Here is a 24548-nt window from a genome sequence, read left to right on the forward strand (position 1 = left end):
CTTATGCCGACAATGTGTTCACGCCTACCCATCCAATTCTACACAATCCGCGGCGAAACACAAAATAGTCATCGTCCTACGCCCCGAGGACACAAAAATTGGAACTAGTGTACGTGTCTTATTATAGCAAAAACTGATCTCATGTACACTCTTTCCTCATCCCTCTTTCAGGGCCTTGATAAAAGTCACCCATTCCCCTCCTTTGATTAGGAAACTCCATCTACATATCGGGTCCATTTATCGCTCGCTTGCCTGGTAAATGCAGAATATGATACAACGATAACAGGCTTGCCAGCGGGCGCCTTTAACTCCATTTAGAAACGGATGTATATGCATGACGCTAGATGAACAGCAGGCACGGGAAAAAGCCCAGCATCTCTATGATACCTACACCAGCCGGGGCGATGTACTGAATTATTTCTCAACGCTCTACCAGCAAGCCCAGGGGGACGCCTCAGCCATTCCCTGGGCGGACCAGCAAGTAAATACGCACTTCAAGGACTGGGCCGAACATCAGCAACTCCAGGGGAACAACAGGCGCGCGCTCGTCGTTGGCTGTGGCCTGGGAGATGACGCCGAGTACCTGGCGAGCCTGGGTTTTCAAGTCACCGCCTTCGATATCGCGCCAGAGGCCATTGAATGGAGCAAACGGCGCTTCCCCGAGACCAGGGTCCACTACGAGGCTGCAAACCTCTTCGCCCTACCACAAGCATGGCAGCAAACCTTCGACTTCATTCTAGAGATATATACTATCCAGACCCTTCCTCACGAACTGAGGTCCCGCGCCATGGAATGCATCAGCCTCTGCCTGGCCCCCGGCGGCGACCTGCTCGTAATCTGCCGTGGTACAGAGAGCGAGGAGCGCGACGGTAAAATCCCCTCTCCCCTGAGCCGGCAAAGCCTCTCAGTCTTCCAGGCCTGCGGCCTGCAAGAGGTCACCTTCGACGACTTTTACGACCAGGAAGAGCCTCCCAGGCGCCGCTTCCGCATCCACTATCACCTATCCAACACCCTCAGTAACTCATAGCACAACACCAGGACTGCCTGAATATTCAGACCTTACCAATAATCGATAGGTAATAAATGCGCTATGATGGCTACACTGGCTCGGCCAGTGTAGCCATCATAGCGCATTTATTACTCCGCGACCCCCACAGTGACGAGAAGTCACCATAAGATGCGAGGACAAATAAAATATCACAATTCAAAAAAACAGCGACGCAACTACAGTCGCCTCATTCACTTCAACATTAGCATAGGGAAGAAACGAAATTCGTTCCGCTTCAACGTCAACGCGCCAGGTGAGCAGCTATTCGAGCGAGACTAAAACGCCCTAGAAGAGAGCAGGACCTCGCTCTCTTCTGGAGCGTTCTTCATGCTAGGACTGGGCTTCAGACGGATTATTCTCGCCGGTGTTCAGAGGGCCGGAGACTCCATGTGGACGGATGGGTGGTGTCGTATTGATCACACCCGTTTTGGTCGCGGCATCATAGGACCCATTGGCACGCATAATCGCTAATGCATCGTCATAGCTGGCCTCACCGGCCGTCTTGACCGTGACAACAGTGTGGCCTGCCGCGATTTCTTGCTGGTAGAAGCGTGCATCCTTCTCGGGAATACCAATACGTACAAACGAGCCAATTAAGCCACCGGCCGCTGCGCCCAGCGCGGCACCACCCAGAGTTGCCACCAGGACACCACCCGCGATGGCTGGACCAATCCCTGGAATCAACAATGTCGCCACGGCCCCCAGCACACCACCTAACACACCACCCTCCACCATACCGGTAGCCGTATTGACAGCGGTCGCCTCTGAAAGCCCCTCCAGGCGAGCATGAGCCAGATAGCCAATCTCATCATCGGTAAAGCCCGCGTGCCGCAGCGCTTCAATAGCGTTCCTGGCCTGCTCTTTATCCGCGAAAACTCCGACGGCGATTGTCTTCTGCACCATTGCCATAGCCAGACCTCCTTTCATAATAAGAGAGGTGGTTGGACAGGGAAATTTAACATACTCTTGTCAGCTAACCTGGATGACATTCTCAGCCTCATTTACTTCCACAAAAAAGACCTGTTGTGTCACTTGCATGATACACGGGAGAAGGGAAAAACGAGTTTCAGCGACTCATCCCATCATATATAGATATGTGCATTGAGTTGCGTCGTTCGCCATAGCTCCCCGAACCACTCACCTGGCCTGGCTCGACTGTAGGCTCTGCTCCTGCTCATCAATAGGAACGAGGTTCAGGCGGGTCGCGTAGAGCGCGGCCTGGGTTCGGCTCTGCACCCCGAGCTTTGAGAGAATATGACGCACATGCGTCTTAACCGTATCCTCGACGATATGCAGATGACGCGCGATATCCTTATTCGAGCGTCCCTGGGCAAGCAAGCGCAGTACATCAGCCTCGCGCTCCGTCAGATTCTCGGGCAGGTTGGGTTCACGTACCTCGTGCAGGAGAAAGATAGAGGCTTGAGGGGCAAAGTGCACGTTACCCTGCACCACCTCTTTAATGGCGTGGCAAAGCTCTTCAGCCAGGGCATCCTTCAACAAGTATCCTACAGCGCCCGCCTTGACGGCATGGATGACCGTTGAGCGCTCGACATGATTGCTCAAAATAATCACGCGGGACTCAGGACAGCAGTGGCGCAGCGAGGCCGTGGCGGAGATACCATCCAGTACAGGCATCATCACATCCATAAGCACCACCGCGGGACGCAGGCTTTGCACGAGTTGCACACCAGAGGCGCCATCGGAAGCCTCTCCCACAACCGTAATCTCGGGATCCTCTGTTAGAAATTGGCGCAATCCCTCGCGCACCATACCATGGTCATCCACAATTACCACGCTAATCATAGGGGTCATCTCCTACCTTAGTGCAAAACCACTTGACATAAAGGCGCTGTCACTACTCCTTTTTTATTCTACCAAGCGCTCGTAAATCCGCTTCATTGGAGTATAGGCTAGTGTGGGGGAACGGTCCGCGAGCGTTCCCCCACACTAGCCTATATTTGTGCGTAATTCACAGGTTAAGGGGTGTGCTTCGCATGAAAAAGGGAGCGCGCCCACTTGAGCGGTCCCCTGGACAGAGTGGGACGCGCGTGGGCGGCTTGCTGGAGGGCCTTCATAAAGGCTGTAATGTTAGGAAAGCGCCGGGCGGGTTCTTTGGCCAGTGCGCGCATCACCACGCGCCCGATAGCTATAGGGACCTCTGGCATCAATACGCGAATAGGTTCTGGTAGTATATAGAGATGCTGGTGGCAGACCTGGGTGGTGCTACCGGAAAAAGGGAAATGGCCACAGAGCCAGGTGTAGAGCATAATTCCTAGCGCATATTGATCGCTGGCGGGTTCAGGGCGGCCATGAATCTGCTCTGGCGCGGCATAGAGCGCTGTTCCATTCGAACCATCAGTAGTCTCCTGATAGTGTTTAAGCACGGAGGTCGCAATACCAAAATCACAGAGCCAGACCTCCTCTTGTGGCCCAAGCAACACATTCTGCGGCTTGACATCGCAGTGCAGCACACCATTATCATGCATATATTGCAGCGCCGCGCCAAGTTGCAGCACATAGGGAAGCACCACGTCCAGGGCAACCTGACTCTGCTGGGGGAAACGGTCCTGCAAGGTCCCATGTGGTGCATACTCCATGACCAGGAAGGGAATCCGCTCCTCAACGCCAAAATCGAGCACACGCACGATATGCGGATGACGCAAATGCGCCTGCAAGGTAGCCTCTGCCAGGAAGCGCTGAGTATCTCTCCCCGTGGCAAACCAGGTATTGAGCACCTTCACCGCTCCCAGCGTGTGCAAATATTGATGTTCTCCCAGGTAAATCGTCGCGTATCCACCACACCTGAGCGGACGCAATAGATGATAGCTCCCCAACTGCTCAAGCGTACCCGGTTCAGGAAAATACTGGTTTTGTGTTGACATTGCTGGCATCCAGACACTATTGCTACACTCATAGAACCCCCACTCCCTCAGCAGCATGAAAACGTGCCTCGTTTCAAGTGTATAGATGTCATCAACCCGATGTCATCAACCAAAAGAGTTAAATTATAGGACATCGGCGAGAGATAGAAACATCTACCGTTATAAATAAGTAGAAAAGGTGTTAGAGTAGCCGCGTACGCCAGTGGTGGGCCCGCTACTGGCGTACGCGGCTACTCTAACACCCTCCATACCAAGCGAGCGCCGCAGGCGCGAGGTGTGATGACACAAAGAGACACTAGGACTAGTGGGGTAAGAAAAAGGTCAGAAACAGCGCGACACTAGACTAGAACGCAATCATACTGTAGGCTGAGAATAAAAAGATAGGAACCTTACTCATGCAGCAAGAACCGATCTTACGCACAGAGCATTTAACGAAACGCTTCGGGAAGCGTACCGCCGTGGATAACCTGGCGTTAGAAGTGTTCCGAGGCGACGTCTTTGGTCTGCTAGGTCCCAACGGTTCAGGAAAAACCACCACGATTCGCATGATACTCGGTTTGATTCAACCAAACCAGGGCTCTATCATGCTCATGGGCAAGCAGTCAGAGGATAAGCGTGGCTATCTTGATGCCCTCCGCCGCACGGGCGCGATTGTCGAGCAGCCCACATTCTATCCCTTCCTCTCCGGGCGCGAAAACCTGCGTGGCATGGCGACCTTTGCGGGTCTGGCCAATGATCAGGCAACGCATGCTCGCGTAGAGGAGGTTCTGGAGCAGGTGGGCCTGGCAGAGCGCGCTAACGATAGCTATAAGAAATACTCCCTGGGCATGAAACAGCGCCTGGGCATTGCCGCAGCCCTCCTCAGCCAGCCCGAACTGATTATTCTCGATGAACCAACCAATGGCCTGGACCCGGCGGGCGTCGTCGAGATTCGCCGCTTTATCGGGCAACTGGCGCAGCAGGGCATCACGGTCATCGTCTCCAGCCATATCTTGCACGAAATCCAACAGGTATGCTCACGTGTGGCCATTATTAAGTTCGGCAAGCTCCTGGTCCAGGGCAACGTCAATGAACTCCTGGCGGAACGCGAAGGCATCAGCCTGAGCTTTAAATACCCCGAGCAGGCCAGCAAAGCGGAACAGGCCCTCAAGGAAGTTCAGGCCCAGATTCCCTGGATGAAGAGTGTTACCCACATCCAGGCCGAACCGGGCTCCTGGGCAAGCGTAGGCAGTCCGCTTCTCCAGGTTGAGGCTCCCATCGACTACGCCATGGAGGTCAACGCGCTCCTGGGCGAGCGTGGTATCTATGCCGCCGAGATTCGCCGCCAGGAAGCCAGCCTGGAGAAATTCTTCCTGGAACTGACCGGGGAGGACGCGGACTTTAATGAAACTTCGGAGCCAGCCCAGCCCCAACTTTCTACTGGCCAAGGGAGGAGCATCTAATTATGAAAGCAGAATCACTGGTTACAAGCATAGAGGTAGCCCCTAGAGGTGGCTGGCTCGCCCAGGTCGCACGCATGATCGGCTGGAACCTCTACCAGATGCGGCGCCGCGCCATGAGTAAATGGCTGAGCATTATCTTTGCTCTGCCCCTGATCGTCATGGTTGGCATCTTCCTGGCAACCGGCAAACACGATTTACTGGCCTACCCAACCCTATTTCGCCTCTTCGGCTCGATACTCAGCTCGCTGGGGCCGCTCCTGCTGCCAATTCTGGCCGCGACACTCATCGGTAGCGAATATACCTATGGCATCCAACGTCAGTTGCTAGGGCGTGGCATGAGCCGCCTCCAGGTCTACACAGGGCAACTGGCGGCCCTGGCCGTCGTGACCCTGCTGGGAACGGCGATCACCCTCCTGCTGGGGATCATCCTCTCACTGCTCTTTGGCAACATCTTTGGCGTGCAAATGGCACTCCCCGTGGGCGGAGCGTGGCTTGGCCTGCTTACCTACTGGCTGGGGCACTCCCTCAACATATACTTCTTTGTGACTATCGCTGTTTTCGTCTCGACATTGGGGCGCAATCCCATCGCGGGCACAGCCGTCGCCCTGGGTTACCAGATCTTTGAGACCCTGGTGCGCAGCATTCTCGTCGTCCTGGTCAGCCTCTTCGACCAGAATACCGCCAAGAATCTCATCCACTTCCAGGAGTGGCTCCCCGGCGTGGTCGCCCAGACTATGCTGAGTGGTCCGTCTGGACAGCTCTTCCAGGAACCGACCAATTCTACCAATAATCCCGACGTTATGAGTCCTACCACGGCGCTCATCGTCCTGATAGTCTACCTACTCATCCTCATCGTTGGTGGCTACCTCCTCTACAGTCGCCGCGACATGACAGAGTAAAATATAAAACTGTCTGGCGTCCATGGTTCCTGCTGCGCAGCAGGAACCATGGACGCCAGACAGTTTTATTCCTTGCTATAGACAAGGGCCACCGCAAACTCGGATACGCCCCCGCTCCCTAGGAGAGAGCCTGCGCCAAACCCTCGCACACGAAATGAAACTGCTAAGCATGAAATAAAAATAACTCCCTGACCCTCTCCTAGGGGTAGATAGTTTATAAGAAAAATCTCAAGCAATAAAGTTGTAGACTGGATCACTTTTGTTAAAGCGATCCAGTCTACAACTTTAGCCATTGTATGCGCGTAACATTTACACGAAACCCGCCTATTCCACGGTGACGGATTTGGCCAGGTTGCGGGGCTGGTCGACGTTGCAGCCGCGGGCGACGGCGACGTGGTAGGCAAAGAGCTGGAGTGGGATGCTCGCCAGCAAGGGGCTGAAGATCTCCAGGGTCGCGGGTACGTAGAGGACGTCATGGGCATGCCGCTTGATCTTCTCGTCGCCTTGGGTGGCGACGACGATGACGCGGGCGTCGCGCGCGCGCACCTCCTGGATGTTGCTCACGACCTTGTCGTAGACGTGGGAGGCGGTGGCGACGGCAACCAGGGGTGTCTCGGGATCAAGCAGGGCAATGGAGCCGTGCTTGAGTTCGCCCGCTGGAAAGCCCTCGGCATGGATATAAGAGATCTCTTTGAGCTTGAGCGCGCCCTCCAGGGCTGTGGGAAAACCAACACCGCGCCCGATAAACATCATGCTGCGCGCCTGAGCCATCTCTTGCGCAAGCGGCGCAATGACGTCATCAGGGTTATTAGCATGCTCCAGGATACTCTGGATCTGCTCGGGCAGGCGCTCAAACGCGCTCAGAATTTCGCGCATCTGCTCAGGCTGAATATAGCCACTGAGCTGGCCCAGGTAGAGGCCAAGCTGGTAGAGCACGGCCACCGAGTTGATGAAGGACTTGGTGGCGACGACGCAGATCTCGGGACCCGCGTGCAAGTAGAGCACGGCGTCAGAGAGGCGCGTGATGGCGCTGGCGACGACGTTGGTAATGGCGATCACGGTCGCGCCATGCTCACGCGCCTGGCGAATACCCACAATGGTGTCCAGCGTCTCGCCCGACTGAGTGACGGCAATACAGAGTGTGTCGGATCCGACGATGGGTTCACAGTAGCGGAACTCGGAGGCGGTAATGGCCTCAACCGGGATGCGCGTCCACTTTTCGATGGCGTACTTGGCCAGCAGGCCCGCGTGATAGGAAGAGCCGCAGGCCACCACGATGATGCGCCGCAGGTTCTCTAGGGAGCCAGAGGCACGCAACGGCTCCAGTTCGGGCAGGCGCAGCTCACCTTCATGCACACGACCCAGGAGGGCGCGGTGCAGGGACTCAGGCTGCTCGTTGATCTCCTTGATGGCGAAGTGAGGGTAGCCACCCTTCTCAGCCGCCTCAATATCCCATTCGACAGTGAGTGGCTTGCGCAGTACAACACTGCCAGCCGGGTCGGTGATGGTGACACCATGGGGACGCAGCTCGGCGACCTCGCCCTCTTCCAGCACAATAATGTTGCGCGTATGTTTGAGCAGGGCGGGAATATCGGAAGCGAGGAAATTCTCGTTTTCGCCCAGGCCTACGATCAAGGGGCCACCATTGTGGCGCGCGCCTACCAACAGGTCGGGCTGCTCGCGGCTGACCACGGCGATGGCATAGGTCCCTTCGACGCGCTTGAGCGCGAGGCGCACGGCCTGGATCAGGTCATGGTTGGCCTCGCCGAGGTAGGCCTGCTCTACCAGGTGGACCAATACCTCGGTATCGGTCTCGGATTGGAAGGTGTGACCGCTGGCGCTAAGCTCCTGGCGTAGGTCGGCATAATTTTCGATGATGCCGTTGTGGACGAGCGAGAGTGTGCCAGAGCAGTCTGTATGGGGATGAGCATTACTATCATTAGGGCGTCCATGGGTGGCCCAGCGCGTATGGCCAATGCCAAGCGTGCCCTCACCTGGACGCGAGCCGTTGGAGACGGATGCTACAAGGTTGGCGATCTTGCCAACACGGCGATGTAGTTCAAGCTTACCTGCCGTGGTAAGAACAGCGATACCGGCGGAATCGTAACCGCGATATTCGAGTTTACTGAGTCCATCAAGCAATATAGTCGTAACATCGGTGCTCTCAGGCCCGACGTAGCCAATGATACCACACATGGAGGAAGGTATCCTTTCTTCATGTCGCAGAGTACGTGGGGTCATAGGCATGCGCGACCAAGCGGGAAGAAGGGCATAACCTCCCTTCACTTCTCCTGCTTGAATCCTTATGCGAAAACCAACCCCCATTCGGGAGCGCAGCGCCCGCTCTCGTGGCTAGCACTAGCGCGCTCAGGTCTTCGAAAGGCATTAAGCTGGAAAAAGCGCACAAAGCCCCGGGCCAGGAGCAGTAAATTTCTAAGAATCTCTAAAAATTTCTAAAAAAGGGCTCCTGGCAATGTACTCTTGCTTGCTCACTGTGAGTATATTGTCCCTGGCGTTACCACCCGGTTTTGTCGACTCACTTCTCAGGGCTGTGATCGGCCCTGGAGGCTCCCCGCTGATGCTCCGAACAGCCTCCTCCTCGTCAACCAGGCCTCCTCCTCAAGCCTGGTCCATGCGCTACTCAATCCAGTCCAATAGTCATATTTTTCCGTAAGCCTATGCACGACTTATCTACCTATATAAACGAAGAAGAAAATCAAAAGTCGCACATGTACCTGCTTGCGTAAGCGATATTGGATATTTGGAAGCTTACGCACCTTTAACGGAGCTTACGTGTCTCTATGTTGAGTATAACATAGGGCAAGTAACCACTGATACTTATGCCCTATCTATAGGACGTTTTTGGGATAGAAATAGTAGACATTACGCAGAACTTGAAAAAACCAGAGAGGAGGAGTAATGTATCTACAAGATATATTTCCCTGGCGCCGATCTTAGTATGTTGGAGAACTGTTGATAGAGGATAAGTGGCTTTATGTCAGTTGATCATATTGTGCTGGGTATCATCGGCCTGGCGCCCAGTACGGGCTATGATATGCGCGCCGAGATCGAGAAGGGCAGCATTGGTCTCCTTTCGGCGCTGAGCTTTGGCAGTATCTATCCCCGTGTACGCGCACTTCAGGACGAAGGCTTTGTACGTATGGAGCAAGAAGATAAAGATGGGCGCAAACGCAAACTCTATGAATTGACGGCCAAGGGTTGGCAAGAACTCCAGCGCTGGCTTATGGACGAAGAGGCGGCCTATCCTCTCCCCATGCGCGACGAACTCCTGGTGAAAATTCTCTTCTGGGGCATCGCTGGCGCGGAGCGCCACACCCTGCGCGAGCATTTACAGGCGCGCCGCGAGGAATCAGAGGAGCTGCTCACCTACCTGCGCAGCCTCCAGAGCGACGGCGTTACCTTTATTGATGAATATGGCATGCTGGTCTTCTCATACATGGAAACAAAGATTGAGGGCGAGCTGGCGTGGATTGAGAAGGCCAGCACTCAACTCTTACAGGAGCCAGAACTGCCTCCCCAGGACCCCAAATGGCTGGCGGTTCTCCAGAAGGCACGCCGCAAAAAAGCCCTGGGCGAAAGCGAGGAATAGTCATAGATGACTTTTGCCGAGGATTCGCCTTGTTGCTCTTGACGAGACACGCAAAACGCACTATGGTACTAGGTAAAGCATTGCTAATTCAGTAGATCACATAGTAGAGGTAAGCTCTCGCATGGAACTCTTAGACTTCACGATTCTCGTGCTCTCGTTTGTTATTGTTGTCTTTTTGGCAGCAATTCTCTTTATTCGCCCGTCGAGAGCTGTCCTCATAGCCTCGCTCCTTGGCGGCCTGGTCCTGGCACTGGTCAATATACTCTTTGACGTAATCGCCGCCTATGCCAATTTCTGGCACTATGTCTTCACCGCGCCTAAGCCAAGCCAGCGTTTTCCCTGGAATATCGATCCTCAGGCATTCTATCACCTGGTGACGCACTTTCCTGTGACGTACTATATCAGCACTGGCCTGGTCTATGGCTCAATCGTCTACCTGCTTATCTGGCGCTTTGAGAAGGGACCCAAAGCCTGGTTCGCCAAACTGCTCCTCTTTGGCATCCCCCTGTTCTGCATCCTGCGCGACGTGTATGGGGCAGCCACACATACCGCGTACCTGCACTGGGACAGCGTGGGTGGCATTGTGCTCACCGTCCTGCTCTGGCCCATCGCCTTCTATGCAGGCCATCGGCTCTTCAAAAAGCTCGCTCCCTCACACCAGGTCGTTGAGGCCCAGCGCCAGGAAGAGGAAGAGCGCGAGGCGGCTCGCATTCAAGCCCTCAAAGCCGCTTCCTCCCAGCAATAATAATATATGGGATTGGGCTGGCGGAGCCAGCCCAATCCCATATATTTGACACTATCTCGTCCCCCGCACGGCGTCGCCCAGATACCGTTACTCCTGGACATCTTGCAGGACGGCGGCCAGATTTTCATAGACATGATCGGGCTGAATCGTCGAGCGCTCAAGCGTCTCACGGCTGGCACGACCAGAGAGGACGAGCAGTGTGTGTGTTCCTGCCGACTTACCCGCCAGGATATCGACCTCCAGGCCATCGCCGATCATGACCGTCTCCTCTGGCTGGCTGCCAAGAGTCTGCATGGCCTCCACCAGTAGACCTGGCTGAGGTTTGCCTATGACCTCGGGTGTCACGGAACTGCCCGCCTCGATGGCGGCCACCATCGTACCAGTACCGGCGATAAAGCCGTCGGCAACTGGCAGCAAGGGGTCGCGATTAATGGCGACAAAGGCCGCGCCGTTACGGACGGCATGCACTGCCGCGGTCAGCTTCTCATAGGTAAACTGGCGATCTAGCCCGACCAGAACAGCATCGACATGCTCTTCCTGGGTGTCGGCAAGCTTTAAATTATGCTCATGCGCGATATCATACAGAGGGCGCTCACCAATCAGGTGAATGGTCCCATTAGGGAAACGGCGCGCGATCTGTTTAACCGCGGCCTGGCCAGCACCAAGCACATGCTCAAGGCTTGTATCAATGCCCAGGCCAATAAGCTTATCCAGGACCTGCTGCTCACTGGCAAACGAGTTATTGGTCAGAAAGAGGTATTTCTTCTCTGTCAGTTCAAGCCAGTCTACAAACTCCTTCGCGCCCGGCACCAGGGTCTCCCCACGGTAAACGACGCCATCCAGGTCAATCAGATAGGTTGTATATGATGGTAACATACTTCTCCAAATACATGCAAGTTATTATATGCTTCTATTATATCGTCTAAAAACGGGACTAGACAAAAATAAAAAATCGGCCAACGCGGAAAAAACGAGAGTTGGTAGGAAGAATGGGGGGTATAGAGTAATATGTGGTTATACAGAAGTTGGCGGCACATGGCCGCCAACTTCTGTATAACCACATCCTCTAATCTCGTAAAAGCTGTTCGCGGATAGTGGAGACATCCTGGCGCAGGGTGGGATTCTGTTTGAGGTTGCGCTCAATCTTTTCGCAGGCGTGGAGCACTGTGCTATGGTCACGTTTACCGAAGAGCTGGCCAATTTCAAACAGTGAGATCTGAGTCTCCTGGCGAATTAAATACATAGCGACCTGGCGCGGAACCACGATATGCTTATCGCGCTGTTTACTACACATCGCTTCAAAGGAGACACGGTAGTAATCAGCGACGGCCTGCGCGATCTGACGCCCATCCAGATGCGTTTCACGGTGATCCGCCCCCAACGAGGACATGGCGGCACGTGCCACGTCTAGCGTTAAATCTACGCGATGCAGTTGCTGATAGGCCATCAAGCGATTGAGGCAGCCCTCTAGCTCACGAATATTCGTCTGCACACGGCCCGCAATATACGAGATGATCTCGTCAGGGACCCGATAGTGCAAGGCATCCGCTTTGACACGCAGAATCGCCATACGTGTCTCTAGGTCTGGTGGCTGGATATCCGCCACCAGGCCCCACTCAAAGCGCGAACGCAGACGCTCTTCCAGGCTGGCAATGGCCTTGGGCGGGCGATCACTACAGATCACAATCTGCTTGCTCATCTCATGCAGGCTGTTAAAGGTGTGAAAGAACTCCTCTTCGGTCGACTCCTTGCCAGCGATAAACTGGATATCGTCAACGAGCAGGATATCAACCGAGCGATACTTGGCACGAAACTCCTCGGTCGTACGATAACGAATGGCGTTAATGATCTCATTAGTAAACTGCTCGGAGGAGACATAGAGGACCGCCAGCCCTGTCTGCACCCCCTGCTGACCAATAGCATGCAGCAGGTGAGTCTTTCCCAGTCCGACACCTCCATAGAGGAAAAGCGGGTTATACGACTCACCGGGAGCCTCGGCAACCGCCAGTGAGGCGGCATGAGCCAACCGGTTACTGCTACCGACAATAAAGGTATCGAAGCTATACCGAGGATTGAGGCGATTATTTGTCAATATGCCTGACCGCTGCTCATTCTCCCATTGCTCCTGTTGAGAAGCCACACCAGCCTGGAATGACTGATAAGATGCTGCGTTTTGCTCATACGACGGCGCTTCAGGTGTGCGCGCTGCTTTATGGGGAATACTGCGGTTAATACTGCGATCGTAGAAGTTATATCCATTCTGCGCCGCCGATGTCGATGCGGCCAGATGCGGTGTTGCGACCTCTTCCTGAGCTGGCAAGGACTCCTCGCCTGGTTCATGAGTCACTTCAAGCACAATGGTCCGCCCCGTTACCTCTTGTAAGGCCTCTTCCATTACTTCTAGCCAGTGCGAGGTCAGGACATCACGAGCAAGGTCATTATGCACTTGCAGCGAGAAATAAAGCGATTCCGTCTCCTCATGCGCGCCACCTTCAGTAGTCTGAGAGGCAAGTAGATGAGCCTCTTGCAACCACTGACGCGTCACAGGGTCTAGCGACTCGTGTTGCAGCAGCCGCTCAAGCGTCGAGCGCCAAATCGTAGCAGTATTCACCATGTACTCCAGTAGGGCATAGCAGCTCTCGTACTAGTTGCTTAAACTAGTCCTCGGCCAAAGCAACGCATTCAATCTCGACCAAGGATTTGCGTGGTAAGTCAGCGACTGCAATCGCCGAACGAGCAGGGAGGATGTCACCGGTGAAGTAAGTCGCGTAAACGGCATTCATGGCTTGAAAGTGATCCATGGTGGTCAGGAAAACGGTTGTCTTGACGACCTTCTGGAGGGAGGAACCCGCAGCCTCTAGCACTGCGCGCAGATTCTGTAACACCTGGTGCGTCTGAGCGGTTACATCTGCACCGACAATCTCACCACTGGTTGGATCCAGGGGAATCTGTCCGGAGGTGTAGATAAACTGTCCATAACGAATGGCCTGGCTATAAGGGCCAATAGCGGCCGGAGCATTAGCAGTTTGAATCTTCTCACGTTCCATAAATGTTGTTCTCCACTCCTGATATTTTTGTTCATTCTATGTTTGGCCCTGGCGTGACTTCTCGCGCCTACACACACTCCCATTGGCTCATCTGCGGTGTGCTATTTAGGTAAGTCACACAGACGAAAATGCGCAGGAGACATCCTCTATCCTAAAAGACGAGAAAAGTCTCCTGCCTCTCCTTATGCAAACGGGCGCTAACTCCTAGTAAGGTCCACGCCCTGAGGGTGGTACTCGCCCCTGCCCATCGATGCCCGGATTATATTGGGGGGGATACATCTGCGCAGCAGGCGTGGTTGCGGGCCTCGCTTTGCTGATCTCACGCGCGCACTGGCGCAAGGTTTGCTGCATCTCGGCCGCGGATGTAAAGCGGTCCTCCGGCTCCTTCTGTAATGTTCGCATCACTACCTGCTCAACAGCGGGAGGGACATTTGGATTGAAGGGACGCAAAGGCGGAGGCTGCGCCGAGGCATGTTGCATAGCAATGGAGACGGCGGTTGGACCCACAAAAGGTGGTCTCCCAGCAAGCATCTCAAACATTACAACACCGAGAGAATAGAGGTCAGACGAAGCGGTCAATGTCTCGCCACGAGCCTGCTCTGGAGAAAGATAATCGGCGGTTCCCAACACAATACCACTATTCGTTAGTCCGGCATCCTCAGCCACACGCACGATACCAAAGTCTGTAAGCTTCACCCACGCCCCGCCATCGCTCAGGCCACCACCTGCGTTCCCACTACGGGCAAGCATAATATTCTGCGGCTTAATATCGCGATGAATAAAGCCTCGCGCATGCGCTACCTGGAGCACGGCGCATACCTGGGAGGCAATCTCTATCGCCTCGCGCGCCTGTAGCTGCCGACGCTGCCCAATTAATTGCTTTAATGTCGGGCCATGAATATATTCCATGACCAGGAAATACTGGCCCGCTTCTTCTACAAAGTCATAAATAGTGACGGCGTTGGGGTGCGCGAGCGCAGCGGCGGCGCGTGCCTCTCGGCGGAAACGTTCCACAGCTCGCGCATCACTCTTATCAAGTGAGCGCAAAACTTTGGCCGCCACGATACGTTCTACGCGATGATCCCAGGTTTTGAAGACGCTGGCCATACCGCCAGTAGCGATATGCTCGCGAATTTCGTACCGTCCAGCAATTAAAGTGCCTTCGAATTGGTTCAACGTACCTACCTCAAGCGACCTGGGTCAGGTGAAAGTAAGACAAAAATAAAGTTTAAATCTGCACGTTCAGAGGGTAGTATATCATCAATGCGTTATGTCGTCGAGTTTTTAGGAGTAGGAGGTGTATATGTGCATGGAGAGCGGGCATTCGTCCACTTCCCATGCACACATATACCTCCAAAACTACTTCACCCAGATGGGGCGGGAGTCGGCGTTGATTCTGTTGTTGGTGTCAGTCAACTGAATGGGATTACCAGTAAGCTTGAAATTGCCTTTCGTATCCACGTTCAGATGCGCCAGCCAGAGATCAAAGGCACCATTGGTGTAGGTTATATACGCCAGGGACTTGCCATCAGGCGACCAGACAGGCTGACACACATACTGGCCCTTCACGATCAACTGAGCCGACTTGTATGGTGCTGTCCCCTGTTGATCCGCGGCATCGCCGGGGGTGGCAGTGATCCCTTTGGGAACCTTCTGGACATAGATGCTTAACTGATCACTGGTATTCTCGCTACGAGTGTAGGCGATAGAATCACCCGAGGGCGAGAAGATAGGCTGATAGTTGCGTATGTTCGAATCCTCAGGCGTAAGCGCGACACCGGTATCGGGCTGGCTTTTGGCTGTTCCTGGACGATACCTATATGGATTTTTAGCGATCAAGGTCGAGTCCGCAAGATAGATCTGGGTGAGCAAATTGGATCTAGTGTTAGAGTCATAGGTATAGTGAGTATAGACGATTTCGTTTGGTGTGTTCGGGCGGAAGGCCGCATCCCGGTCACCACCTGCCCCGAAGTCGCTATACGCTACATATTGGGGTGTATCAGTTCCAGGATTAGAGGCTGGAACTGTAAACACCTGGGGATCCAACATAGGTGCGTTCTGACCTGTAGCCTTGTACCAATCCTCTTTACCAAAGTCACTCTCGAAGAGGATAGACTTTCCATCCTCCGAGAAGGAGGGCTGCCCAATCCAGTTGGCATGGGATTTCACATAGATAGAGTCCTTGTAATAGCTCCCCTGTCCACTGCGAATGACATTGATCTTGCCACCTTCAGCTGGCATGGTCGCGATGTCAGAGTAATCGCCATGACGAATCACAAAGATAAGCTGCTTACCATTAGGCGAAAGCGCGGGATCGCGTACATCCAGGCCCTGCGTCAACTGCTTGAGATTGCGCTGGCTATCCAGTTCATACAGGTTGCGATCAATGGTAAAGTAAAACTTCCCACTAAACACCGCCTGATCGGTCTTATTGATACCAATCGAGGTGCCATCTTTCGTCGTCTGCTTGGTATCAAAGGTATTACTCTTGTCATTGCCAAAGCCGAGACAGCCTTGCAAGCTAAACGAGAGCAAGACAAGCAGTGCCAGCAGGCTATAGTGCCCATATGTATATCGTCGTTTTTTCACCAGTATCTTTTGCTTCATCGCCACGTCCCGCCTTACTCTACTTTAATATCTTCAAAAGTAACCATCATCATCAAGTCCAGCAGGCTGCGCACACCAAAGGGATCATTGAGCTGGGGTACACTCATAGCGCTCGACGAAAGCATCTGTTGTGTGGAGGCCGTGGCATTGGGCACATCAGCATTGACATGCGATGGGTTGCTCTGTGCCAGTTGCTTATCCTGCTGAGAAGGCGTCGCGCTGCCATACGAGTCTGGGAAAGACTTGCAGTCCGCGTTCGAGCCAAACATCTTTTGCAGATCCGGCAAGATCCTATCACAATGAGGCGCATAATCGCTACTGCCGCTTATCCCACTAGAATAGGGCGGGCTCAGAATAAGTTTGTTAATGTTCTTTGTATCGATGCCGCGCGCAAAGTTGGCAAATTGAATGACATCTGGAATTTCCATATCTGTCTTGAGATAATTGGCCAGGTCTTTGGCATACTCAGGCAACTTACCTGCTGTATCGGTGCTCTGAAGCTTCCCTTTCAGCGCAGTCAGAATCTGCTGCTGGCGCACCGAGCGGCCAAAGTCACCGTTAAGATCCGAGTGGCGCGTGCGCACATACTCAAGTGCCTGGATGCCGTTCATATGTTGGGGGCCGGGCGCGATATAGAGGCGCTTAAAGCCATAGATATCCTTGGTACTGACATCATTCGGATACACATCATCAACCATCGGGTGCATGGCATCAATGTCTACACCGCCCGCGGTCTCAATGACTTTAATAAAGCCATCCAGGCCGACCCAGGCGTAATGGTCAATGGTGATATTAAAATTTTCTTTGATTGTGGCAATCGCCAGCCCTGCCGCATCGGCATAAGGGTCCTTCGTGGTATGGCTCCGATAGCCATCAGAAAAGGCGGCATCCATCTTATCCATGCCAACACTGGGAATCAAGACACGCAGATCGCGTGGAATGGAGAGCATACCCACATAGTGTGTCGATGGATCGATGGTCACGACAATATCCGTCTGTGCCAAGGGCGAGCCACTGATACCATCATTGCCTTTGCCATCATTATCGCTACCCAGCAAGAGGATATTTACCCTTCCACCACTGAGGCTTGCACTATTGTTAGCGGAAGCGCTCTGTTGTGAGCTATCCTCCTTCCCTTTGCTAGTAAAGGTAGTTGCCTTGTGTCCAGTAATCTGGCTCACAGCACTCCCAAAGTTAACCTGGTACCACCAGTAAAAGCCACCCGTCGAGATCAACAGCACAGTCATAACCGCGACCAACACCCGCGCCCATATGGGGAAGCGCCGCTTTTGCGTGCTCCTGAAACCTCGTGGCGGCTGAGGCGGCATCGGCGTCCGGGGAAGATTGCCTGGACCTCGGGGCGGCGTTCCCTGTGGGATAAGGGGTGGCGCCTGGATACCAGACATACTGGGCATGTTCCCTGGCGCGCCCATAGAGGCCGGGCCAAGGCTCCCAGTCTGGGGGCGTGGCGTCTGCGGAGGCGCGCTCATCATTGGATTTGCAAATGGCGAACTATTGGGGCCAAAGGCATTATTACCCTGTCCAGGCAGAGGCGCCTGAGAAAATGGCGATGGCTGACCCATAGGGGGCTGTTGCATAGGGGCGCCATTGCCAGGATAGCGCAGAGTTGGTTCAGAAGCAGGGATAGCAGGATACTGAGGATTGGCGAATCGATCAGATATTGGGTCATTATTCGCGCCCGAATTGCGAAAAGGCGTTGAGTTTGGTTCTTTTTCCTGGAACAGGGGGGCGCCAATGCCCGACTGCTGAGGTGAAACGGGCACAGTGTCAAAGCTCGAACCCTGATTATTGCCGGCCAGGGGTCTGGTAGCACGAGGAGCGACACCAGGAAGGGAGAGTCCACGAGGAGGCATAAACTGCCCACTTTTAGGGCCAGCCTGTGGCTGTGACGCACCAGGCCCATTAGATATAATCTGACCAGGAGGAGACCCTGTATTGCGAGGAACAACGGGTTCAGTCCTCGGTCCCTCTGAACCTGGGCGCGGGGCAGTTGGGGGGAGTTGCCCGCTCGAAGGTTTCATATTAACAAATTGCCGTTTCACTGCGTTTACCTGCTTCCTTAACAATTGCTTTATCTAATTAGAACCTTACTCGCATGCCCTCTCTCGCTTTCTCTCACCCTAACAACGTCATACCACAGATGCTCCTTAAGAGGCCTCACACCACTTTCCGCCTTGTTTCTGGTTCATACACTTCTTTGATACATAAAGACACGCTCATTGATATCTACCAAGTATAACGTATTGTTGGGAAAAAACATCACGATTATGCCTACCTTTTTGCTTAGGATAGGACATTTTGGTACATCGATCTTAACTCCCTGTTAGTCAACACATTACACAACCGTAAACATCGCTTAACCCTCCACTAACCAGTATAGACTACGCTTGCAGTGGAAGGTTGCCCTCGGGATTTTCGCGAAGGCTGTCAACCTCCTGGATCATTGTCTGCCGCACTCTCCACGATAGGTGAATGGTGTCCTATGCGCATAGCGATTATTACAGAGAATTTCCTGCCCAAACTCGATGGTGTTACCCGCACGCTTGCCCGCCTTCTGGAACATGTGCAGGCAACGGGGCATCAAGCCCTCTTGCTAGGCCCTGAAAGCGGCATGGAACAATACGCTGGGGCCGAGGTTATCGGCACGGCGGGACTCCCGCTCCCCTTTTACCCGGAGCTCAAGTTTAATTTCTTTCGCCCCCTCTTCATACGCCGTCTCTATGAGTTTCAACCAGATATCGTGCATATCGTAGATCCCGTTGTCCTGGGAGCAACAGGCCTGGCAGCGGCCCGCCTCCTCAATAAGCCACTCGTCTCTTCCTACCATACCAACCTGGCCGCCTACTGTACCCACTTTGGCTTCTCGTTCTTTACACAGCCCATGTGGCACTACAATCGCTTTATCCATAACCAGTGCGAGTTAACCTTCTGTCCCTCACCCTCCACGGCACAGATGCTACGCCAGCAAGGCTTTGAGCACCTGCGCCTCTGGCCTCGCGGCGTCGATACAACCCTCTTCCGCCCCGAGCAACATGACGCGGAATTACGGGCGAGCTGGCTGCAAGGCCGTGAGCAGCCTGAACAGAAAGTAGTCTTGCTCTACGTAGGGCGTGTCTCCTGGGAAAAAAATCTACAACTGCTGATCCAGGCCTATCGCCAGATGGATCATACACGCAGCCACCTGGTCATCGTTGGTCATGGGCCGGCCCATGACGAAATTCGCCAGGAGTTGCAGGGCCTACCCGTGACGTTCACGGGCTACCTGCGTGGCGAAGAACTAGCGCGGGCCTATGCGACGGCGGACCTCTTCGCCTTTCCTTCGTATACGGAGACCTTTGGGCAGGTCGTACTGGAAGCCATGGCCTCAGGACTGCCCGTGGTAGGCTTACGCGCGGAGGGAGTGCGCGACCTGGTGCAGCATGAAAGCACAGGACTACTCCTGGAGGCGGAAACGCTATCAGCAGATGAGCGCGTCGCGACCTATCGCGACCACTTACAGCGCCTGGTCCAGCAGGAGGCGATGCGCCTGGAGATGGGCGAGGCCGCGCACCAGCAAGCCAATCGCTATAGCTGGTACGAGTCCATGGAATGCGTGATACGCGGCTATGAAGAGGTCATCGAGACCTCGCGCCCCCTGCTACTTACGCAGGCCAGCTAATTTCAATCCTCGGCAATTCCTAGGAACTGCCGCACATTTTGTGTGAGAATGTACTAAAAATCAGCACCCTCTCGCTGCTTCTCATCTTTGCGCGCCTGAAGCAGCGAGAGGATAAGAGAACCAACCAGCGTGCAGACCAGCACAATCTCCATGGTGCTGAAGGTTTTCTTCTTTTGTGGCATTATTTCTTCTCCTCTATCTTCAGCTCTTGAGCCAGAGTTCTTGCCCATTACTATATGTACGCGCGAGGGTGTAATGTTGTCGCACCCAGGTATGGAAACCGGCGACCTGCGAAGAATGGAGACGTCCAGTATAGAACAGCACGGTCTGGACCTCGGGACGGCTAGCTTCTTGAATCAACTGCTCTTCTGTAACATAGCCCGTCATAATACGCACACCCGAAGTATCAACCAGGGAGGCAGGTGTACTACGATCTGCCAGACCCGCCAGGAATTGCGCATCCGTTACAACGAGGCTACCAGGCTTCGTGAGCGTTCGCATATCTGCGACAACACGCTGGTCCTGCGCACGCGTGCCGGCTGGCAAGGCTCTGAAATTATGTCGCACCTGGAGGATGTTACTAGCGGTCGTGAAGAGCACAATAAGCAGAGTAAGCGCGACCGTCCAGCGAGCCAGGCGTGCTAATCCAACCTCGGTCCGTTGCAAACGATCTAACAGGGGAGCCAGGCCTACTGCTACCATGGCAATCATCGGGGGTACCAGGTACACCAGGTGATGGGCGAAGAGCGGCACCTGGCGCCAGAGCAACACAGCAGAGACAAGAAACCAGGCCAGGGGCGCGATAATACGCCAATCGCGGCGCACGCAGGCAAAGAAGGCGGCCGCGAGCGCGGCATAGAGCAGAGGATAGCTGCGGATGGTGAGCAACATATGGATATTCCCCTTCGCCGAAGACGCAAGCACCTTCCCCGCGACCAGGTGAAAGGTCACGACACCATCCCACAACTGCGCAAAGGCTCCAAGATAGGGCAGTATAATTACCAGGAAGGCCAGGATGGAGGCGCCTAGGGCCAATAAGAGGGGCATAAACAGAGGCCAGCGCTTCTCGCGTGGCTGACGCAGCCCCCGATAGAGATACATAAGTAGAAGAATACCAATTGGCACGAGAGCCGCCACAGCCAGCAGCTTGCACAGAACACCAAGCACAAGTACGATACCACAGAGCACAACCAGGGCATTTCCGCGTTTTCCGCCAGGATGCCGCCACCAGAGCCAGGCCAATCCGACCGCAAGAGTCATAAAGGCGACCGAAGGGGCCTCTGCCTGGAGTTTCTGTGATTGTGAGAGATAGAGCGGATCAAGGGTCATCAGGAGCGCGGCCACCAGCGCTCCCAGGCGTCCCGCGAGCGCATATCCAATACAATAGCAGCCTAGCACACCGAGCAGCGAGATAAGAACGACACCGAAACGCGCCGCCCACAAGCTCTGACCCAGAGCGAGATACGTCGGAAAAATAGAGAGAACAAAGAAGGGTGGTTGAGAGTAAAAGGTTTGCTGATAGAGGGCATGACCTGAGCTTAACGCGCGCAGCGTCTGCCAGTAGACGCCTTCATCATAACTATCCAGATCGATAGGAATATCGATGCGGTATAAGCGGAGCAGCAGAGCCAGAACAAAAATAGCCAGAGTGACCAGAGCAAAAATAAGGCGCGAAGAAACCAGAACCCCCGTATAGCGCTGAAGGCGTGAGGAGGACTGGCGCGCAGCAAGCAGGTTAGTATTCATCAGAAAAAGACCAGCACGATCTTGCTATACGTTGAACAACAATATCGAACGATGCCACTGTAACACTATCAAAAATGAACTGAATAATCAAGAAGTACTAAAGATGGTGTGGCCTAAACTGGTAGCCTCTGGGCTGCCAGTCTAGGCCACACCATCTGATTTATATAGTCTGCAGGGCGCCAGTGACCTCGGCCAGGACCTGGCTTGCGTCGGCCTCATCGATAATGGTCTTGATTTCATCGGCAAGAAGTTCATCACGCTCGCTGAGGGCCTCGGCGAGCGCAATCACAGCTTCGCTGTGCTCACGGAACAGCTGCAAAACCTCGCGATATTGCTGCTGCAACACCTCCTCAACGCGCTCCGCCAGGCGAGGCACAGCGATTTCCAAACTGTTCAGGTGCGAGAGAAAGGTCCCATCCATGCCATAGGCGCCAACATAGAGGCCCGCCAGCGTTGTGGCCTGAGACAGGTCTCCGCCTACCCCGTCCAAGTTCATATCCAGAAAAAGCTCCTCGGCTGCACGCGAGGCCAGGTAGACCTGCAACAGCGCCAGCACCTCCTGCTTGTTACGCGTTTTGACCGTCTCTTTATTGCGCCAGGCGGCGAAGGCCTCGGCCCCCTGTTCACCACCATGACGATGCAGGGTCACATATGAGGGAAACTCACGCTCCATCAAGTAGTAACAGGCAACGGTATGCCCGGCCTCGTGATACGCCAGGCGACGCCGCTCAATGGGCGTCAGGTCGCTCAACTGGCGGATGCCAAACTCATGCTTATCCTGAGCGGCGGCTATGTCCTTATACGTGACCAGGTCGCGACCGTCGAAGTGAGCCAGAATCACTGCTTCATTGATGATATGCTTGATCGCGACTGGCGTATACTCAAACATACGCTGTACCAGCGCAGGCAGAGAGATAGCGGGATCATGGCTCACCTTGTTGAGATAATATTCGATGACCTCGCCGCGATATCTATCCGTGGGCGGTAGCACGCGAATCTGGCGATCAAAGCGTCCCGGGCGCAGAAGGGCGGCGTCCAGCGCCTGTGGCACGTTGGTCGCGCCAATGGTAAGCACAGGTTCGACCTGGGCACGCCCCTGGAAGAGCCCCAGTACACGCAAGACCTTCTTGATCCAGCCATTATCAATGGGAGGCGGGTCCATCTGCATCAAGAGTTCATTCAGGCCGCCATTGCCACCACCAAACATGCCACCCATACCACCCATGCCCATATTCCGCGACTGGCCATTCTGCTCGCCGCCGCCCGTACGCGACATACCAATGGCATCGAACTCGTCAATAAAGATAACGCAGGCACCATACTCGCGCGCGTAGCGCCGCGCCTTGCGGTAGAGGTTCTTGACCATCAGCACATCCATGCCCCAGAACATGCCACGAAAACTGGCCGCACTGGCATAGGCGAAAGGGACGCCTGCCTCGGTACTGATACACTGGGCCAGGTAGCTCTTGCCCGTTCCGGGTGGTCCCGAGAGCAGGAGACCGCGTACAGGCTGCCCGCCCATCTCCTGGTAGGCCTTAATACCAGTCAGAATACGCACGATGCGCCGTGCCTCCTCCAGGACATCGGGATTGCCTTTATAGTCCTTAAAGCCCAGGCCAGTCTCGCCCGGCATCACCCAGTAGAGACGTGGCCGCCCCATAAACCAGAAAATAGCCACAAATTGTATGAGGACATAAAAGATGGCAAACATAATCTGGAGGGCATAGAGCAAGATCGAGCCAGGGCTGGGCGGCGTCAATTGCGGCAGAACGGTGGTCAGAAAATACCAACCGACCAGGGCCGCCAGCGCCAGCCAGAGCCAGCGATACTTTACAAAGCGTCCAAATTGGTCCAGCCCCACATCAATCGACCTGTCCAGGTCGCTCTCCAGCTTACGCTCAGCCACTTTCCGTCTATCCTTTGCTAACACGTTATCGCTCTCCCTTTCCAACTTCCCATACACCAGACAAGCCACGTATACCATAGATGCCCGATTTATCGCGCGTAAGGCGATTTATCGCAGCGATACGGCATAGCACATATTTATCTATAACGAGCGGTACCCCATAGCACGCTCCACCGTGATAATGTGATTAGCTGTCGTCCTATAGCACTGCGATAAATCGCCTTACGCGCGATAAATCGGGCGCCTATGTGAATTCACTGTACACCATCTAGCTCAGCGCGCGCATAAACAGGTAATCGGCGCGCAGGAGACGCTCGCCGCCCTGTCCCGGGGCCGTCACAAAATAGAAATAGGCCAGCGCCTTATGCTTCCCCTCGGGTCCATTCGTGACGATCTCGACCGAGAGAAAATAATCAAGCGAGGTATCCTCTCGGGGCTGCACGCTTAAGACCATGATCTCGCCCCACTGCCGCGTATCGGTCGCGCTCAGACTCTCGATATACTGTGAGAGCGTGCTGGCATCCGTAGGCGAGGAGAGCGTGGCGCTGCTGAGTTGCAAGGCCGTCGCATCGCCCTTACGCAAGGCGTAGAGCCAGCCTTTAATCTTGGCGCTGGCATCGCGCCCATCTCTGGGCTGCGTCTGTATATGAAAGGGATCGTTATCAATTCCCAGGGGCCACTCCTGGGTCGTAAGCCTTACTGTGGCTACCACACTGGCGATAAGCAGGAGCAGCGCCAGGCCCACAAACAATCGGTAGCGCTGGCAGAAACGCAACGCGTAGTAGCACCACTTCAAGGGCACACGTAGGATCGCCTTCACCAGGCGGCCGGGTCGACTGGCCCCTGCTCGCGGAGGCAAGCCAGCAACATCTTGCTTCTGAGGAGTTGCGCGAGAGGCTTCTCGCGCAGGCGGAGGAGTACTAATCGTCATACAAAC

20 protein-coding genes are annotated in these 24548 nt (G+C 54.5%); 6 read left to right on the forward strand and 14 right to left on the reverse strand.

The features are described 5' to 3' along the window. Positions 1–334: 334 nt before the first annotated feature. A complete protein-coding gene (locus tag JMJ16_RS36400) occupies positions 335–1027 on the forward strand; it encodes a bifunctional 2-polyprenyl-6-hydroxyphenol methylase/3-demethylubiquinol 3-O-methyltransferase UbiG (RefSeq protein WP_201389601.1) in 693 nt (230 codons plus the stop codon). Between the two features lie 351 nt (positions 1028–1378). On the opposite strand, the gene JMJ16_RS36405 is transcribed toward JMJ16_RS36400, so the two are convergent. The 3 genes from JMJ16_RS36405 to JMJ16_RS36415 form a co-directional block, all read right to left on the reverse strand. Then, positions 1379–1957 carry a general stress protein gene (locus tag JMJ16_RS36405; RefSeq protein WP_201389603.1) on the reverse strand — a complete coding sequence of 193 codons (579 nt, stop codon included), beginning with the start codon at positions 1955–1957 and terminating at the stop codon, positions 1379–1381. 228 nt (positions 1958–2185) lie between these two features. Continuing rightward, positions 2186–2851 (reverse strand): response regulator transcription factor, encoded by a 666-nt coding sequence (locus JMJ16_RS36410; protein WP_201370613.1) that lies wholly within the window; start codon positions 2849–2851, stop codon positions 2186–2188. 173 nt (positions 2852–3024) lie between these two features. Continuing rightward, positions 3025–3930: a serine/threonine-protein kinase gene (locus JMJ16_RS36415; protein ID WP_201389605.1), complete on the reverse strand. Its 906-nt coding sequence runs from the start codon at positions 3928–3930 to the stop codon at positions 3025–3027. A gap of 395 nt (positions 3931–4325) precedes the next feature. Between JMJ16_RS36415 and JMJ16_RS36420 the strand changes: the two genes are divergently transcribed. Then, positions 4326–5372, forward strand: a complete 1047-nt coding sequence (locus JMJ16_RS36420) for an ABC transporter ATP-binding protein (protein WP_201389607.1) — start codon at positions 4326–4328, stop codon at positions 5370–5372. Positions 5373–5374: 2 nt separating this feature from the next. Then, positions 5375–6271, forward strand: a complete 897-nt coding sequence (locus JMJ16_RS36425; RefSeq protein ID WP_201389609.1) for an ABC transporter permease — start codon at positions 5375–5377, stop codon at positions 6269–6271. A 324-nt stretch (positions 6272–6595) separates the two neighbouring features. Here JMJ16_RS36425 and glmS read toward each other — a convergent pair whose 3' ends face one another. Next, positions 6596–8467 carry a glutamine--fructose-6-phosphate transaminase (isomerizing) gene (glmS, locus tag JMJ16_RS36430; protein WP_201389611.1) on the reverse strand — a complete coding sequence of 624 codons (1872 nt, stop codon included), beginning with the start codon at positions 8465–8467 and terminating at the stop codon, positions 6596–6598. Positions 8468–9266: 799 nt separating this feature from the next. Between glmS and JMJ16_RS36435 the strand changes: the two genes are divergently transcribed. Further along, on the forward strand, positions 9267–9881 hold the full coding sequence (locus tag JMJ16_RS36435) for a PadR family transcriptional regulator (protein WP_201381119.1): 615 nt from the start codon (positions 9267–9269) through the stop codon (positions 9879–9881). 121 nt (positions 9882–10002) lie between these two features. Beyond that, complete coding sequence (locus JMJ16_RS36440) at positions 10003–10626, forward strand: hypothetical protein (RefSeq protein WP_201389614.1); 624 nt, start codon at positions 10003–10005, stop codon at positions 10624–10626. A gap of 87 nt (positions 10627–10713) precedes the next feature. On the opposite strand, the gene JMJ16_RS36445 is transcribed toward JMJ16_RS36440, so the two are convergent. The 6 genes from JMJ16_RS36445 to JMJ16_RS36470 form a co-directional block, all read right to left on the reverse strand. After that, positions 10714–11502 carry an HAD-IIA family hydrolase gene (locus JMJ16_RS36445; protein WP_201389616.1) on the reverse strand — a complete coding sequence of 263 codons (789 nt, stop codon included), beginning with the start codon at positions 11500–11502 and terminating at the stop codon, positions 10714–10716. A 190-nt stretch (positions 11503–11692) separates the two neighbouring features. Continuing rightward, on the reverse strand, positions 11693–13240 hold the full coding sequence (dnaA, locus tag JMJ16_RS36450; protein WP_201389619.1) for a chromosomal replication initiator protein DnaA: 1548 nt from the start codon (positions 13238–13240) through the stop codon (positions 11693–11695). 43 nt (positions 13241–13283) lie between these two features. Continuing rightward, complete coding sequence (locus JMJ16_RS36455; RefSeq protein ID WP_007908269.1) at positions 13284–13673, reverse strand: RidA family protein; 390 nt, start codon at positions 13671–13673, stop codon at positions 13284–13286. Between the two features lie 204 nt (positions 13674–13877). Next, the gene (locus tag JMJ16_RS36460) at positions 13878–14849 is read right to left on the reverse strand and encodes a protein kinase (RefSeq protein ID WP_201370602.1); all 972 of its coding nucleotides are present in this window, start codon (positions 14847–14849) and stop codon (positions 13878–13880) included. A gap of 183 nt (positions 14850–15032) precedes the next feature. Continuing rightward, positions 15033–16280, reverse strand: a complete 1248-nt coding sequence (locus tag JMJ16_RS36465) for a PD40 domain-containing protein (protein ID WP_201389621.1) — start codon at positions 16278–16280, stop codon at positions 15033–15035. 14 nt (positions 16281–16294) lie between these two features. Further along, entirely contained in the window at positions 16295–18154 is a 1860-nt protein-coding gene (locus tag JMJ16_RS36470) for an LCP family protein (protein ID WP_201389623.1), read from the reverse strand. A gap of 629 nt (positions 18155–18783) precedes the next feature. Between JMJ16_RS36470 and JMJ16_RS36475 the strand changes: the two genes are divergently transcribed. Next, positions 18784–19959 (forward strand): glycosyltransferase family 1 protein, encoded by a 1176-nt coding sequence (locus JMJ16_RS36475; protein WP_201389625.1) that lies wholly within the window; start codon positions 18784–18786, stop codon positions 19957–19959. Between the two features lie 53 nt (positions 19960–20012). Here the strand turns inward: JMJ16_RS36475 and JMJ16_RS56205 are convergent, their stop codons facing one another. The 4 genes from JMJ16_RS56205 to JMJ16_RS36490 all read right to left on the reverse strand — a co-directional run bounded on the left by JMJ16_RS56205 (position 20013) and on the right by JMJ16_RS36490 (position 24542). After that, positions 20013–20141: a hypothetical protein gene (locus tag JMJ16_RS56205; RefSeq protein ID WP_007908285.1), complete on the reverse strand. Its 129-nt coding sequence runs from the start codon at positions 20139–20141 to the stop codon at positions 20013–20015. A 19-nt stretch (positions 20142–20160) separates the two neighbouring features. Next, complete coding sequence (locus JMJ16_RS36480) at positions 20161–21705, reverse strand: glycosyltransferase family 39 protein (protein WP_201389627.1); 1545 nt, start codon at positions 21703–21705, stop codon at positions 20161–20163. 160 nt (positions 21706–21865) lie between these two features. Then, positions 21866–23611 carry an AAA family ATPase gene (locus JMJ16_RS36485; protein ID WP_201389629.1) on the reverse strand — a complete coding sequence of 582 codons (1746 nt, stop codon included), beginning with the start codon at positions 23609–23611 and terminating at the stop codon, positions 21866–21868. Positions 23612–23879: 268 nt separating this feature from the next. After that, positions 23880–24542, reverse strand: coding sequence for a hypothetical protein (locus JMJ16_RS36490; RefSeq protein ID WP_201389630.1), 663 nt, complete (start codon positions 24540–24542; stop codon positions 23880–23882). Positions 24543–24548: the final 6 nt, after the last annotated feature.

The sequence above is a fragment of the Ktedonobacter sp. SOSP1-52 genome (assembly GCF_016587395.1).